General features: G+C 68.1%; 10 protein-coding genes. 8 read left to right on the top strand and 2 right to left on the bottom strand.

Going from position 1 to position 15,961, the window contains the following annotated elements; translation table 11 throughout:
- Positions 1–68 precede the first annotated feature (68 nt).
- The gene (locus tag ACFYZA_RS31850) at positions 69–1,001 is read right to left on the bottom strand and encodes an FG-GAP repeat domain-containing protein (protein WP_388494218.1); all 933 of its coding nucleotides are present in this window, start codon (positions 999–1,001) and stop codon (positions 69–71) included.
- Between the two features lie 157 nt (positions 1,002–1,158).
- Positions 1,159–4,986 carry a GH92 family glycosyl hydrolase gene (locus ACFYZA_RS31845; RefSeq protein WP_388494217.1) on the bottom strand — a complete coding sequence of 1,276 codons (3,828 nt, stop codon included), beginning with the start codon at positions 4,984–4,986 and terminating at the stop codon, positions 1,159–1,161.
- Between the two features lie 486 nt (positions 4,987–5,472).
- Here ACFYZA_RS31845 and ngcE point away from each other — a divergent pair, with 486 nt between their 5' ends.
- The 8 genes from ngcE (at position 5,473) to dxs (ending at position 15,846) form a co-directional block, all read left to right on the top strand.
- Positions 5,473–6,897 carry an N-acetylglucosamine/diacetylchitobiose ABC transporter substrate-binding protein gene (gene ngcE, locus ACFYZA_RS31840; protein WP_382590341.1) on the top strand — a complete coding sequence of 475 codons (1,425 nt, stop codon included), beginning with the start codon at positions 5,473–5,475 and terminating at the stop codon, positions 6,895–6,897.
- Between the two features lie 45 nt (positions 6,898–6,942).
- Positions 6,943–7,869, top strand: a complete 927-nt coding sequence (locus ACFYZA_RS31835) for a carbohydrate ABC transporter permease (RefSeq protein WP_382590344.1) — start codon at positions 6,943–6,945, stop codon at positions 7,867–7,869.
- A 10-nt stretch (positions 7,870–7,879) separates the two neighbouring features.
- Positions 7,880–8,794 (top strand): carbohydrate ABC transporter permease, encoded by a 915-nt coding sequence (locus ACFYZA_RS31830; protein WP_382590348.1) that lies wholly within the window; start codon positions 7,880–7,882, stop codon positions 8,792–8,794.
- 227 nt (positions 8,795–9,021) lie between these two features.
- Positions 9,022–10,221 carry an ROK family transcriptional regulator gene (locus tag ACFYZA_RS31825; RefSeq protein WP_382590351.1) on the top strand — a complete coding sequence of 400 codons (1,200 nt, stop codon included), beginning with the start codon at positions 9,022–9,024 and terminating at the stop codon, positions 10,219–10,221.
- Positions 10,222–10,354: 133 nt separating this feature from the next.
- Positions 10,355–11,458: a sugar ABC transporter substrate-binding protein gene (locus ACFYZA_RS31820; RefSeq protein ID WP_382590386.1), complete on the top strand. Its 1,104-nt coding sequence runs from the start codon at positions 10,355–10,357 to the stop codon at positions 11,456–11,458.
- A 195-nt stretch (positions 11,459–11,653) separates the two neighbouring features.
- On the top strand, positions 11,654–12,442 hold the full coding sequence (locus tag ACFYZA_RS31815) for an ATP-binding cassette domain-containing protein (protein WP_382590354.1): 789 nt from the start codon (positions 11,654–11,656) through the stop codon (positions 12,440–12,442).
- The gene (locus tag ACFYZA_RS31810) at positions 12,439–13,743 is read left to right on the top strand and encodes a sugar ABC transporter permease (protein ID WP_382590357.1); all 1,305 of its coding nucleotides are present in this window, start codon (positions 12,439–12,441) and stop codon (positions 13,741–13,743) included. Before ACFYZA_RS31815 ends, ACFYZA_RS31810 begins: the two co-directional genes overlap by 4 nt.
- 177 nt (positions 13,744–13,920) lie before the next feature.
- Positions 13,921–15,846 (top strand): 1-deoxy-D-xylulose-5-phosphate synthase, encoded by a 1,926-nt coding sequence (dxs, locus tag ACFYZA_RS31805; RefSeq protein ID WP_382590360.1) that lies wholly within the window; start codon positions 13,921–13,923, stop codon positions 15,844–15,846.
- Positions 15,847–15,961: the final 115 nt, after the last annotated feature.

The following is a 15,961-nucleotide window of genomic DNA, read 5'->3' as shown; positions in this document are numbered from 1 at the left end:
CGGCAGGGCCGCACCCCCCTCACGGGGGTGCGGCCCTGCCGCTTGCGCGCCGGTGCGTCAGACCGTCGTCAGGACGCCATCAGGCGGTAGATGTTGTAGCTCCAGCCGATCTGCACCCGCGTCCGGTACGGGGCCGCGGCGTTGCCGGTGCCCTTGTACAGCCACAGGTTGCCGCCCGGTTCGCGGGCGATGAGGTCGGTCTTGCCGTCCAGGTCCACGTCGCCGCTGGAGACCAGCGCGTCGAACATGTTCCAGCCGGAGCCGATCCTGGTGCGGGGCGCGAACGGCGCCTTGTAGTTGCCGGTGCCCTTGTAGAACCACAGCACGCCCGCCGTGTCGCGGGCCACGATGTCGGCCCTGCCGTCACCGTCCAGGTCGCCCTTGCCGGCCAGCTGGGTGTAGACGTTCCAGCCGCCGCCGACCTTGATGCGGCTGGTCACGGTGCCGTCGCCGTAACCGAGGTACAGCCACAGCACGCCCGTCTTGTCGCGCGCGACGATGTCGTAGCCCGGGGCGCCGCCGAGGTTGCCCGGCGCGAGAACCTTGTCGTAGATGTTCCAGCCGCCGCTGATCGGCTTCGGGACGTTGGAGTTGGCGTAGAAGTCCAGGTTGCCGCCGGTGCTCCACTGCCACTCGCCGTCGAGATAGCCGTCGGCGTCGTTGTCGACGAACGCGTCGTTGGCCAGGGCCGGGAAGGTGCCGTCCGTCGCCTCGCGCGGGGTCAGACCGCCGGCGCCGTTCGGGCCGTACACCCAGACCAGGTTGGCCCTGTCCACCCCGATCAGCGGGAAGACCGGGTTCGCGGCGTTGGTGGGCGTGGCCGCGGCGGCCGCGAAGTTCCTGGCCGTCGGCCCGTGCTTCGTGGTCGCCGGCTGGTGGCCCCAGTAGACGCTGTCGGCCGAGGCCGCGCCGGCGCTCACGCCGAGGAGGGCGCAGGCCATCGTGGCCACGGCGAGGCGGGAGAACGAGGTGCCGCTCTTACGGCTGCTGATTCTGGCCACGTATCGCTCCTGGTGTCGGTGACAGTGGCGCGGGCGGGACGCCGGACGGCTCACGAGCCGTCCAGCATCCCGCCGCGATAGTTCCACCGCATCTTTACATGTCAACTCGTTTGCTATGGGAGGAAGATGGGATTTTCCCTCCCTGATGAGTGGACTTTCAGGAGAGCAGTTCGACCTCGGCGAGCGTCGCGGATCCGCCCGCACTCACCAGGCGGTAGTGCGTGAATGAGCCAGGCGCGCGCAGCGAGAACACCCGGGTCTGGTGGTCCCAGGTGAACCGCTCGCCCGTACGCCGGTCGACGTCCTTCCACGTCGTGCCGTCCGTCGAGGCCTGGAGCGTCCAGGACGTCGGAGCCTTGGCGTGGTCCGCCGAGGTGAGCGTGTACTGGAGCGCCCGCGTGGCGGCCGCCACCGGCAGCTCCACCGAGGTGAACTCCCCCGACGTGGCTGAGGAGTTGTCGAACAGCGGACCGGAGCCGGTGATCGCGTCGCTCGGGGGAGCGGGCACCTTGTCGTCCTTGGTGATGGAGACCGGCGCCGCGTTCTTGCCGGTGCCCCACGACGAGGGCTTCGGGCCCATGGCGAAGTCGAGCGTGCCGCCCCGCGCCAGCAGATCGTGCGGCAGGGCCGTGGAGTTCCACGCCTTCCCGTCGACCTTCAGGGACTGCACGTACACGTTGGCGTCGCTGTTCTTCGGCGCCTTCACGACCAGGTCGCGGCCGTTCTCCAGGTGGATGGTCGCCTTGGTGAACAGGGGCGAGCCGATCGCGTACTCGCCGCTGCCCATCACCAGCGGGTAGAAGCCGAGCGCCGAGAACACGTACCAGGCCGACTGCTCGCCGTTGTCCTCGTCGCCGTGGTAGCCCTGCCCGATCTCGCTGCCGTTGTAGAGGCGCCGCAGCACCTCGCGGATCTTCTCCTGCGCCTTGTAGGGCTGACCGGCCGCGTCGTACATGTACGTGACGTGGTGCGCGACCTGGTTGGAGTGCCCGTACTGGCCCATCCGCACGTCCCGCGCCTCGGTCATCTCGTGGATGACGCTGCCGTAGGAACCGGCGAACTCGGGCGAGGCCGTCTCCGGCGTCGCGAAGTAGGCGTCCAGCTTCCGGGCGAGGCCCGCCTGGCCGCCGTACAGGTTGGCCAGGCCCCGCGAGTCCTGCGGGGCGGTGAAGGCGTAACCCCAGCCGTTGGTCTCCGTGTAGTCGTAGCCCCACACGCGCGGGTCGAACTTGGCGCTGTCCACGCGCCATTGACCGGCCGCGTCCTTGCCCTGGAAGAAGCCCGCCTTGCTGTCGAAGAGCTTCACGTAGTTCTGGGCACGGCCCATGAAGTACGCGGACTCCTCCCGGTAGCGGGGCTTCTTCGTCTTCTCGTACAGCGCCCGGCCCATCTTCGCCAGGCCGTAGTCGTTGACGTAGCCCTCCATCGACCAGGACAGGCCCTCGGGGGTGGAGGTCGGCGCGTAGCCGAGGAAGGGGGAGGTGGTCATGCCCTTGCGGCCGACGCCGGAGGAGGGCGGGGCGACCGTGGCGTTCTTCAGGGCGGCCTCGTAGGCGGCCTCGGCGTCGAACTTCACGCCCTTCACATAGGCGTCCGCGAAGGCGACGTCCGAGCTGGTGCCGGTCATCAGGTCCGCGTAGCCGGGCGAGGACCAGCGCGAGATCCAGCCGCCGTCCTTGTACTGCTGCACGAAGCCGTCGACCATCTCCCCGGCCTTCTCCGGGGTGAACAGCGAGTACGCCGGCCAGGTCGTGCGATAGGTGTCCCAGAACCCGTTGTTGACGTAGACCGTGCCGTCGACGACCTTCGACCCGGTCTGGGTCGGGGTGTCCTCGCCGGTCTTCGGCGTGAAGGGGCTGGCGTACTGGTTCTTCGAACCGACCTTCTCGAAGCCGGAGTTGGGGTACAGGTACAGCCGGTAGAGCGAGGAGTACAGGGTGGTCAGCTGGTCCTGCGAGGCGCCCTCGACCTCGATGCGGCCCATGATCTTGTCCCAGGCCTGCCGGGCCCGGTCCTTGACCGAGTCGAAGCCGGCCCGCGCCGGGATCTCGGCGGCCAGGTTGGCCTTCGCCTGGTCCACGCTGATGAGGGAGGTCGCGAGCCGCAGCGTGACGGTGCGGTCCTTGCCGGGCTTGAAGCGCGCGTAACCGGTGACGTCGGCGCCTCCGCCGCCGGGCAGCTTGCCGCTCGCGGTCACCGGCGCGTCGAAGACGCCGTACACGAAGAGCCGTCCGGCGCCCGTGGACAGACCGCTCTTGACGTCCGAGAATCCGGTGAAGGAACGGCTCGCCGGGTCCAGGGTGAGGCCGCCCTGGTTGGTCACGTTGTCGAGGATCAGGCTCGCGTCGTCACCGGGATAGGTGAACCGCATCATCGCCGCGTGGTCGGTCGGAGTGATCTCCGTCCTGAGGCCGTTCTCGAAGGTGACGCCGTAGTAGTACGGCTTCGCGGTCTCGTTCTCGTGCCGGAAGGGCAGCGCGCGGGCGGTCCGGGAGGCGTCCGGGGTACCGGCTGCCGCCGACGGCATGACCTGGAAGGTCTGCCGGTCGCCCATCCACGGGCTCGGCTCGTGGCTGGCGCTGAAGGCCTGGAGGGTGGGCAGGTTGTCGGCGTTGTTGCGCCGCGCGTAGTCGTACAGCCAGTCCTGCGAACCGGCGTTGGTGACCGGGGTCCAGAAGTTGAACCCGTTGGGGACGGCCGTCGCGGGGAAGTTGTTGCCGCGCGAGAAGGAGCCGCTGGAATTGGTGCCGCGCGTGGTCTGCGCGTAGTCCGACAGATGCGCGAGGGGCTTCGCGGGCTTCTTCGGCGCGATGGTGAGGTCGTCGATCCAGCCCTGGAACCTGGCGGGCCCCTTGGGGGAGTCGTAGGCGACCAGGATCCGGTCCACCCGCTTGCCGGCGGCGACGGTGCCGATCACCGAGGAGACCTGGTTCCACTGGTTGACGTAGAGCGTCTTGGCGGCGCCCTGGCCCTGCGGGCTGAGCGGCCCGCCGTGCGAGTCCAGGGCCTTGAGGTCACTCAGATAGGTGCCGTCGCTGAAGGCGAGGTCCACGGACACGTTGGTGGCCGGGTAGTTGAGGTCGGTCTCCGTCATCGACGGGAAGATCTTGTAGTCGAGTGCGGTGTCCCGGGTCACCGGCAGGTCGACGTCGAAGACCTTGTTGTACGAGTAGGCCCGCCCGTCGGCCTGGTGCGTGCCGGCGTAGCGCAGCGCCCGCTTCCCGGTGAAGCCCGCGTTCGCCTTGGCGGTGGGGGAGCCGCCGGGGCCGCGGTCCGGGGCGGTGAGCATGTCCGGCGGGGCCGGGGTGCTGGTGTCGCCGTTGGAGAACTGGATGTCGCCGAGCTGGGTGATGGGCGCCCCGCCGTTGGCGGTGATCTCCAGGCGGTAGTGCGCGTAGGCGGTGGAGTTGGCGAAGTCGTAGGTCTTGGTCTGGAAGCGGTCCTTGAAGCTCTCGCCGGAGCGGCTGTCCAGGGTCTTCCAGTCCTTGCCGTCCGCCGAGCCCTTCAGCGTCCAGTCCTTGGGGTCGCGCTCGGGGGCGTCGTTGGCCGACGTCAACGCGTAGGTGAGGGTCTTCACCGGTTCGGACAGATCGAATTCGAGCCAGGCCGACGGCTGGAAGGCCAGCCATTTGGTGCTGGGCTGGCCGTCGACGAGGTTCTCCTTCACCTCGCCGCCGTCGGTGTTCTCGGCGCTGGCCCGGACGTCGGTGACCTTGTCGGTCACATTGCCCGGTATCCCACTGGTGAACGCGCCGTCCACCCCGGAGGCCCGCTTGGTCCCCGCGCGGTCCGTGTCTACGGTATTGGTCCAGTCCGGCTGGGGCTGGCCGGTCTCGAACGAGGTGCTGAACCGGCCGCCGGGCTGCGGGGGTTGGGCCGTAGCGGACGGTGCACCGACGGCCGACTGGGCCGTCACTACGAGCAGGAACGAGGCGGCGGCCAGGGCGGCCGCCGGTGCTCGTCGGTACCGGGATCTGGGCAGCATGCGGGCCCTTTCCTTCGGCGCGTACCGGGTTCAACCGGCAGGTGCGAGGTGGACAACGTTGTCAGAACGGAAACGCAGGACCCAGTAGCGCGGCAAGTGCCGGTTGGTGTCAAGGGTGTTGGGAAGGAATGGATGGCCGGAATCGGCGGGGGCAATGCGGACGTCAAGGTGTGTAATGCGCGTCAAAAGCAACAGCCTCCTCCACATTGGTACGTACCAACGGATATATCCGTGAGGTCTCAACTCGGGAAAGACTGTCGGCCAACCGTGCTTTCGATCTTGCTCAGTTGACGGGAAGTGGACTATACCTGTCGGCGTCCGGGCAACCCGCTGAACGCGGGCGGGGGGAACCGCGTACGGGCCGGTCGGCCCGGGGCCGGGCGGCCTCCGCGATGGATGTACGGCATCACTCACGCTTCAACTGTTCGCGGGCGCCGGCGGATTCCGCTGCACCGCATGAGTCCTGGAGAAGGCGAGGACTTGAGCATGGGATCCGAGATCAACCGTCGTGACGCACTCAAGCGGGCCATGGCAATCGGCCTGCTGGCGGTGCCGGCGACGTCACTGCTGAGCGCGTGTGCCAGTTCCGACAGCGGCGACACCACCAAGAAGCCGAGCTCGCAGGGCACCAAGTCGGCGGACAACCCGCTCGGTGTCAACAAGGGCACGGCACTTGAGGCGTTCGTCTTCAAGGGCGGCTTCGGCGACGACTACATCAAGTCCGCCGAGGCCGACTACAACGCCAAGTACGGCATCACGATCAAGCACACCGGCACGCAGGCCATCGGCCCGAAGCTCCAGCCGCGCTTCGCCGGCAGCACCCCGCCGGACTTCATGGACAACTCCGGCGCCGACAACCTCGACACCGCCGCCCTCGCCAAGACCGGCAAGCTCCAGGACCTCACCCCGCTCCTGGACGCACCGACCATCGACGACCCCTCGAAGAAGGTCCGCGACGTTCTGATCGCCGGCACCATCGAGCAGGGCCAGTTCGGATCCCCGGAGCTGTACGCGTTCAACTACGCGTTCACCGTCTACGGCACCTTCTATTCCAACAAGCTGTTCAAGGACAAGGGCTGGACCTACCCCCAGACCTTCTCGGACATGCTGGCGCTCTGCAAGAAGATCAAGGCCGCGGGCATCGCCCCGTTCACGTACCCGGGCAAGTTCCCGTACTACGTGCACTTCGACCTGCTGCACCAGATCGGCAAGGTCGGCGGCAAGGAAGCGCTCAACGCGATCGACAACCTCGACGACGGCGCCTTCAAGACCGACGCGGTCAAGGAAGTCATCTCGTACTACGAGGAGCTGGCGGGCCAGGGCTACTTCCTGCAGGGCTCCGAGGGCATGACCCACATCCAGATGCAGACCGCCTGGACGCAGGGCCGCGCCGCCATGGTGGCCGACGGCTCCTGGGTGGAGAACGAGGCCGCGCCCACCATGCCGAAGGACTTCGACCTCGCGGTCGGCTCCCTCATCGGCTCCGGCCCGAACGACAAGCTGCCCTTCGGCACCCTGTACGCGGCGGCCGGCGAGCCCTTCATCGTCGCCAAGGACGGCAAGAACCCCACCGGTGGCATGGAACTGCTGCGCATCATGCTCAGCAAGAAGCAGACCACCAACTTCACCAACGCCATCAAGTCGCTGACCTGTGTCCAGGGCGCCGCCGACGGCCTCTCCCTGACGCCGGGCCTGACCTCGGCGAACGCCGCGCTGAAGGCCGCCGGGCCGAACGTCCTCAACTCCCGGCTGCAGGACTGGTACAAGAAGCTGAACAACGAGACCATCGGCAACCTGACCCTGGACCTGCTCAGCGGCAAGATCAAGGCCACCGAGTGGATCGACAAGGCCCAGAAGGCCTCGGACGACACCAAGAAGGACTCCTCCGTCCCGAAGTTCAAGCACCTCTGACGAGGCCGCTTACCACTACTGGCTGAGACGAGAGCGACCGGCGACATGCGACACGGCAAGTACCGGTTCATCATCGGATTCCTGGCAATTCCCCTGGCGCTGTACGGGGTCCTCGTGATCTCGCCCTTCCTCCAGGACTTCCAGATTTCGCTGACGAGCTGGAGCGGACTGACCCCCGAGAAGAACTTCATCGGTCTGGACAACTATCAGAAGCTGATTCACAACGACCTCTTCTGGAAGGCGTTGTGGCACAACGTCCTTCTGCTGCTCTTCGTGCCGGTCGTCACGCTGGCTTTCGGTCTCTTCTTCGCCTTCATGCTGAATGTCGGCGGCCGTCGCAGAGGTTCTGCGGGGGTCGCCGGCGTGCGGGGCTCCGGCCTCTACAAGGTGATCTTCTTCTTCCCGCAGGTCCTGTCGATCACGATCATCGCGATCCTGTGGCAGCAGATCTACAACCCCGACCCCGAGAACGGGATGCTCAACTCCCTGCTCTCCAGCGTCGGTCTGAGCTCGCTCCAGCAGTCCTGGCTCGGCGACTCCAGCATCGCGCTGATCTGCATCATGGTCGTGATGGTGTGGGCGAACGTCGGCTTCTACGTCGTCCTGTTCTCCGCCGGAATGGCCTCCATCCCGGGCGAGATCTACGAGGCCGCCCTCCTGGACGGCGCCTCGCGGGTCAAGACGTTCTTCCGGATCACCCTGCCGCTGCTGCGGGACACCGTCGCCACCGCCTGGGTCTACATGGGCATCATCGCGATGGACGCGTTCATCTACGTACAGCTGATGTCGGTGAACGTCGGCGGCCCCGACGAATCCACCGACGTGGTCCCGCTGCTCCTCTACAAGACGGCGTTCCGGGACAACAGCCAGTACGGAATGGCCGCCGCCATGGGTGTCGCGATGCTGATCGTGACCCTGGTGTTCGCCATTCTCAGCATGCGGCTCTCGCGCCGCGAGCGCATCGAATTCTAGGGGTGGCGCGATGACGACCGAAACCATGCAGGTGGACGGCGAGAAGTCCGCCGTACCGCCCACCGCCAGCGCCGCCCGCTGGAAGTGGCGCAGCAGCGAGGGGGGCGTGCTCAACGCCTTCTCCCACGTGTTCCTCCTGGTCTGGGCGCTCATGGTGGGCGTACCCCTGCTGTGGGCGCTGTGGAGCTCGTTCAAGACCTCCGGTGACATCCTCACCCACCCCTGGTCGCTGCCCACGGAGTTCCACTTCGACAACTGGTCGCGGGCCTGGAGCAAGGCCAACATCGGGCAGTACTTCCTCAACACGGCCTTCGTGGTGGGTCTTTCGACCTTCGGCACGATGCTGCTCGGCTCGATGGCGGCCTATGTGCTGGCCCGCTTCGAGTTCCCCGGCAACAGGTTCATCTACTTCCTGTTCGTCGGCGGCATGGCGTTCCCCGTGGTGATGGTGCTGGTCCCGCTGTTCTTCGTCACCAAGAACCTGGGCATCCTGAACACGCTGCCCGGCCTCGTCCTCATCTACATCGCGTACTCGCTGCCGTTCACGGTCTTCTTCATGACGGCGTTCTTCCGGACGCTGCCGACCACCGTCGCCGAGGCCGCGCTGATCGACGGGGCCTCGCACACCCGGACGTTCTTCCAGATCATGCTGCCGATGGCCAAGCCCGGCATCATCAGCATCGGCATCTTCAACGTGCTCGGCCAGTGGAACCAGTACCTGCTGCCCCTGGTGCTCAACCAGGGCGACACCAAGAACTGGGTGCTCACCCAGGGCCTCGCGGACCTCGCGGTGCAGCAGGGCTACCAGGGCGACTGGGGCGCGCTCTTCGCGGGCCTCTCGATCGCGATGCTGCCCGTGCTCGCCGTCTACATCGTCTTCCAGAAGCAGGTCCAGGCGGGTCTGACCGCGGGAGCGCTCAAGTAGCCGCCGCCGCGTAGCCGCCTTCTTCCCCCGACCGCCCGTGGGCCCCGTGCCCACGGGCGGTCGCGCGTTGCCCGATCCGGGCCGCGTCTGCTCAGGTCTTGACGGGAGACCACCCAGAAGGCTGAGCTTAGGGTTCACATGTTGGAGAAAAGACGGGGCCTCATTGCTGCGGCTCCGTGCGGGGGCGGCCGTCGAGCCGCCCGCCTACGGTGGGAGTGGATGAGTCGATGGAGACTCCGGGGTCGCAGACGTCATTGCACCGGGCCAACCTCGAGCGGGTCGTACGGGCCGTGCGCATGGCGGGCTCGCTCACCCAGGCCGAGATCGCCAGAACGACGGGCCTGTCCGCGGCCACCGTCTCCAACATCGTGCGCGAGCTGAAGGACGGCGGGACCGTCGAGGTCACCCCCACCTCGGCCGGCGGCCGCCGGGCCCGCAGCGTCTCGCTCAGCGGCTCGGCCGGCATCGTCATCGGCGTCGATTTCGGCCATACGCACCTGAGGGTGGCGGTCGGCAACCTGGCCCACCAGGTGCTGGCCGAGGAGTCCGAGCCGCTCGATGTCGACGCCTCGTCCGCGCAGGGCTTCGGCCGGGCGGAAGAGCTGGTCAAGCGGCTGATCGCGGCCACCGGGATCGGCCAGGACAAGGTCATCGGGGTGGGCCTCGGCGTGCCGGGACCCATCGACGTGGAGTCCGGCACGCTGGGCTCCACCTCGATCCTGCCGGGCTGGACCGGCATCAACCCCAGCGAGGAGCTCTCCGGGCGCCTTGGCGTGCCGGTCTACGTCGACAACGACGCCAACCTGGGCGCGCTCGGCGAGCTGGTCTGGGGCGCCGGGCGCGGGGTGCGCGACCTGGCGTACATCAAGGTCGCGAGCGGTGTGGGCGCCGGTCTGGTGATGGGCGGGCAGATCTACCGGGGGCCCGGCGGCACCGCGGGCGAGATCGGGCACATCACCCTGGACGAGTCGGGCCCGGTGTGCCGCTGCGGCAACCGGGGCTGCCTGGAGACCTTCACGGCGGCCCGCTATGTGCTCCCCTTGCTGCAATCCAGCCACGGGGCAGACTTGACGATGGAGCGCGTGGTGCGGATGGCCCGCGAGGGCGATCCGGGCTGCCGCCGGGTGATCGCCGACGTCGGACGCCACATCGGCAGCGGCGTCGCCAACCTGTGCAACCTCCTCAACCCCAGCCGGGTGGTCCTCGGGGGCGATCTGGCGGAGGCCGGGGAGCTGGTTCTGGGGCCCATCAGGGACTCCGTGTCGCGGTATGCGATCCCCAGCGCCGCACGGCAGTTGTCGGTCCTTCCGGGGGCCCTCGGAGGACGTGCCGAAGTGCTCGGCGCACTGGCCCTCGTCCTGAGTGAAATGGGGGATTCGACCCTGTTGGACAGTGCTCTCCCCGCCTCGGCGCCTGCCTTCACTTAGATAACGGATGGCACCGTTGTCATCTCGTTAAGGATTTACTCCTTGACGGTGGGCTTAACGCCGAGTTGACTTCCAGCCACCTCGGCCGCAACGTCGCGGCCTCGTCAGGGAGGTTTCTGAAGTGAACACGAACATGCGTCGTGCCGCTGTAGCCGTTGCCGCCACCGCGATGGCCGTCTCACTCGCCGCCTGTGGCAGCGCCAAGGAGTCGGGCGGCGGCACCAAGTCGTCCGACAGCGCCAAGAAGGGCGACGACCTCAAGATCGGTCTGCTGCTCCCCGAGAACCAGACCGCGCGTTACGAGAAGTTCGACAAGCCGCTGATCGAGGCCAAGGTCAAGGAACTGACCAACGGCAAGGGCCAGATCGTCTACGCGAACGCCAAGCAGGACGCGACGACCCAGAACCAGCAGGCCGACACGATGATCACCAACAAGGTGGACGCGCTCATCGTCGACTCGGTCGACTCCAAGGCCATCGCGGGCTCGGTCAAGAAGGCCAAGGAGGCCGGCATCCCGGTCGTCGCCTTCGACCGCCTCGCCGAGGGCCCCATCGACTCCTACGTGTCCTTCGACAACGAGGAAGTCGGCCACGTGCAGGGCAAGGCCCTCCTCCAGGCCCTGGGCGACAAGGCCAAGTCCGGCGACATCGTCATGATGAACGGCGCCGTCACCGACCCGAACGCCGCGCTCTTCAAGAAGGGCGCCCACGCCGAGCTCGACGGCAAGGTGAACATCGGGAAGGAGTACGACACCAAGGAGTGGAAGCCCGAGAACGCCAACGCCAACATGGAGGGCGCGCTCTCCGCCCTGGGCAAGGACAAGGTCATCGGCGTCTACTCCGCCAACGACGGCATGGCGGGCGGCATCATCACCGCCCTCAAGGCGGCCGGCCTCGCCAAGCTCCCGCCCGTCACCGGCCAGGACGCCGAGCTCGCGGGTGTGCAGCGGATCCTCTCGGGCGACCAGTTCATGAGCGTCTACAAGTCCTACCCGCAGGAGGACGCGATCGCCGCCGAGATGGCGGTCAAGCTCGCCAAGGGCCAGGACCTCGGCTCGCTCGCCCCGAAGAAGATCGACTCGCCGACCACCAAGGGCGTTCCGTCGAACATCGTCCCCGTCGTCTCGCTGACCAAGGCGAACATCAACGACACGGTGATCAAGGACAAGATCTACACGGTCGCCGAGCTCTGCACGGCCACCTACAAGGCCGCCTGCGACGCGGCCGGCGTCAAGTAGTCCGCGCCACCAAGTCCCTTGCGCGACAAGGGGCTTGAGCGCTCCGAAGCCCTCCGGCGCCCCGCGCCCGCTCTGTGCCCCCGCTGCGGCGGGGGCGCCGGACGGAACGTTTCGGCTCTTCTGTTCTCTTCTGCTCGACCTCCGCGCCCCCACCCCTTCGGGCGCGGCATCCCCGCCGGTCAGGCGGCGAAGGAGATGGTTCACGTGTCCGCTACGCCCGTGTTGGCGTTGCGCGGGGTCTCCAAGCGGTTCGGTGCCGTTCAGGCGCTCACCGACGTAGAGCTTGAGGTCCACGCCGGTGAAGTGGTCGCCCTGGTGGGCGACAACGGCGCCGGAAAGTCCACGCTGGTCAAGACGATCGCCGGCGTGCACCCCATCGATGACGGCGTCATCGAGTGGGAGGGCAAGGCCGTCCAGATCGGCAAGCCGAACGACGCCCAGAACCTGGGCATCGCGACGGTCTACCAGGACCTCGCGCTGTGCGACAACATCGACGTCGTCGGCAACCTCTACCTCGGACGCGAGCTGAAGAAGCGCGGCATCCTCGACGAGGTCGAGATGGAGCGCCGCTCGCGCGAGCTGCTCACCACGCTGTCGATCCGCATCCCGAGCGTGCGCATCCCGATCGCCTCGCTCTCCGGCGGCCAGCGCCAGACCGTGGCCATCGCCCGCTCGATGCTCGGCGAGCCCAAGCTCGTCATCCTCGACGAGCCGACCGCGGCACTCGGCGTCGAGCAGACCGCGCAGGTCCTCGACCTGGTGGAGCGGCTGCGCGAGCGCGGCCACGCGGTCGTCCTCATCAGCCACAACATGGCCGATGTGAAGGCCGTCGCCGACCGGGTCGCGGTGCTCCGGCTCGGCCGGAACAACGGTGTCTTCGACGTGAAGACCACCTCGCAGGAAGAGATCATCTCCGCCATCACCGGGGCCACGGAAAACGCCGTGACCCGCCGTGCGGCGCGCAACGCGGAGGTTCAGAAGTGAACACCGACAAGACCTCCTCGACCGACCTCGGCAAGCCGGCCACGGCTCCCGTCGACGCGCCGCCCGCCGCGGGCGCCGCCTCCACCGCGGTCGACCCGCGGCTGCTGGTGCGCGAGCAGGGCTTCGCCGGTTACATCGGCGAGCTGAAGCGCAAGGTGCGGGCCGGTGAGCTGGGCGCGCTGCCCGTCATCGTCGGCCTGATCATCATCTGCATCGTCTTCCAGAGCCTGAACTCCAACTTCCTCACCGCGGGCAACCTCTCCGACATCTCGGTCGCCATGGTCGGCACCGGCATGATCGCGGTCGGCATCGTCTTCGTGCTGCTGCTGGGCGAGATCGACCTGTCGGTCGGCTCGGTCAGCGGTGTGGCGGGCGCGTCCTTCGCGGTGCTCAGCGTCCTGCACGGCACGCCCGAGTGGCTGGCGCTGATCCTGGCCATCCTCACGGGCACGGTCGCCGGAACCATCCACGGTTTCATCTTCGCGCGCATCGGCGTCCCCGCCTTCGCCGTCACGCTGGCCGGTCTGCTGTTCTGGAACGGCTTCATGCTGAAGATCCTGGGCGACAACGGCACGATCAACACCAACGGCTCCGGCATCTTCTACAACCTGTCGAACTACTTCTTCAGTGACGTCGCGGTGGCCTACGGCGCCGCGGTGGTGGCCGTCGCCGTGTACTTCCTGTCCGCGTTCTTCGACAGCCGCCGCCGCGAGGCCGCGGGCGTCCCCGCGCGGCCGCTCAGCGAGATCGTGCTGCGCACGGTGCTGCTCGCCGTGGTGGCCTTCGCGGTGGCCTACATGTTCAACCAGAACAAGGGTCTGCCGCTCGCCGTGGTGATCTTCCTCGCGGTGCTGATCCTCACCGACTTCGTGCTCCGCCGCACGTCGTACGGCCGCATGATCTTCGCGCTCGGCGGCAGCGTCGAGGCCTCGCGCCGGGCCGGCATCAACATCGTGATGATCCGCACCTCGGTCTACGCGATCTCCGGCACCTTCGCGGCCGTCGGCGGCCTCTTCATCGCCTCCAAGATCAGCGCGGCCAACCAGGGCGCGGGCAGCGGTGACCTCCTGATGAACGCCATCGCGGCGGCCGTCATCGGTGGCACCAGCCTCTTCGGCGGCCGCGGCCGCACCTGGAACGCGCTGCTCGGTGTGCTGGTGATCACCTCGATCCAGTACGGCCTCGCCCTCGAAGGCGTCGCCGCCGCGATCCAGCAGATGATCACCGGTGGCGTGCTGTTGATCACCGTGATCATCGACGCCGTCACCCGGAAGACCCAGAAGTCCGCGGGCCGCGCCTGACCTGCCCCGTTCCCGACGTGCCCGGTGCCTGGGAGGCGCCGGGCACGTCTGTGCGCGGCGGTGCCCGTCAGCCACCCGGGTGACACAGAACGCACCGCCCCGCGACCGCGGTCGCGGGCGGAACATTAGACTCAACGGATCGGCATGCTCGACCAGCACGGATGCAAGGAGGCACGGGTGCCGCTGCTTACCCGTATCAGGGGACCGCGCGATCTTGACCGGCTCAGCCCGGAGCAGCTCGACCAGCTGGCGGCAGAGATCCGGACCTTCCTGGTGGACGCGGTCTCCAAGACCGGCGGACACCTCGGTCCGAACCTCGGTGTGGTGGAACTGACCATCGCGCTCCACCGCGTTTTCGAATCCCCCCGGGACCGCGTCCTGTGGGACACCGGACACCAGAGCTACGTCCACAAGCTGCTCACCGGGCGGCAGGACTTCTCGAAGCTGAAGATGAAGGGCGGTCTGTCCGGCTACCCGGCGCGCGCCGAGTCGGACCACGACGTCATCGAGAACAGCCACGCCTCGACCGTCCTCGGCTGGGCCGACGGCCTCGCCAAGGCGAACGAGGTGCTGAAGAAGGACGACCACGTGGTGGCCGTCATCGGTGACGGCGCCCTCACCGGCGGCATGGCCTGGGAGGCGCTGAACAACATCGCCGCCGCCAAGGACCGCCCCCTGGTGATCGTGGTCAACGACAACGAGCGCTCGTACGCGCCGACCATCGGCGGCCTCGCCAACCACCTGGCCACCCTGCGCACCACCGACGGCTACGAGCGCTTCCTGGCCAAGGGCAAGGACCTCCTGGAGCGCACCCCGGTCGTGGGCAAGCCGCTGTACGAGACCCTGCACGGCGCCAAGAAGGGCCTCAAGGACTTCATCGCCCCGCAGGGCATGTTCGAGGACCTGGGCCTCAAGTACGTCGGGCCCATCGACGGCCACGACATCGACGCCCTGGAGTCGGCCCTGCAGCGCGCCAAGCGCTTCGGCGGCCCGGTCATCGTGCACTGCCTCACCGAGAAGGGCCGCGGCTACCAGCCGGCGCTCGCGGACGAGGCCGACCGCTTCCACGCCGTCGGCAAGATCCACCCGGACACCGGCCTGCCGGTGTCGACCTCCGGCCTCGACTGGACCTCGGTGTTCGGCGAGGAGATGGTCAAGCTCGGCAAGGAGCGCGAGGACATCGTCGCGATCACCGCGGCCATGCTCCAGCCGGTCGGCCTCGACAAGTTCGCCAAGGCCTTCCCCGAGCGGGTCTACGACGTGGGCATCGCCGAGCAGCACGCCGCGGTCTCCGCCGCGGGCCTGGCCACCGGCGGCCTCCACCCCGTCTTCGCGGTGTACGCCACCTTCCTCAACCGCGCCTTCGACCAGGTCCTCATGGACGTGGCCCTGCACAAGTGCGGGGTGACGTTCGTGCTCGACCGGGCCGGTGTCACCGGCACCGACGGCGCGTCCCACAACGGCATGTGGGACATGTCGATCCTCCAGGTCGTGCCCGGCCTCAGGATCGCCGCCCCGCGCGACGCCGAGCAGGTCCGCGCCCAGCTGCGCGAGGCCGTCGAGGTCGAGGACGCCCCGACCGTGGTGCGCTTCTCCAAGGGCGCGGTCGGCCCCGCCGTCCAGGCGGTCGGCCGCATCGGCGGCATGGACGTACTGCGGCAGCCCGCCTCGGCCGGCACCCGCCCGGACGTGCTCCTGGTCTCCGTCGGCGCGCTCGCGCCGATGTGCCTGGAGATCGCCGATCTGCTCGACGCCCAGGGCATCTCGACGACCGTGGTCGACCCGCGCTGGGTCAAGCCGGTCGACGAGGCGCTCGCGCCGCTCGCCGAGAAGCACCGCGTCGTGGTCACCGTGGAGGACAACAGCCGTGTGGGCGGCGTCGGTTCGGCCGTGAGCCAGGCACTGCGTGACGCGGGAGTGGACGTCCCGCTGCGCGACTTCGGCATCCCGCCGCGCTTCCTCGACCACGCCTCGCGCGGCGAGGTCATGACGGAGATCGGGCTGACCGCGCCGGACATCGCACGTCAGGTCACCGGTCTGGTCTCCAAGCTGGACGGCCGGTTCGAGGAGAGCCGCGCCGAGGTGGAGCCCGCCCGCGACTGATCATGTGACGCCGGGTCAATGGGCCGGACCGATCTGCCTGTACGGGTGATTGGTCCGGCCCGTTCGCGTGAAAAACGCTCCCAGCCCGGTACCCGTGCCTCCTCTCCTCCCGATC

The sequence above is a fragment of the Streptomyces sp. NPDC001828 genome (assembly GCF_042892175.1).
GTDB lineage: Bacteria > Actinomycetota > Actinomycetes > Streptomycetales > Streptomycetaceae > Streptomyces.
This window is presented reverse-complemented; position numbering and strand designations above follow the sequence as displayed.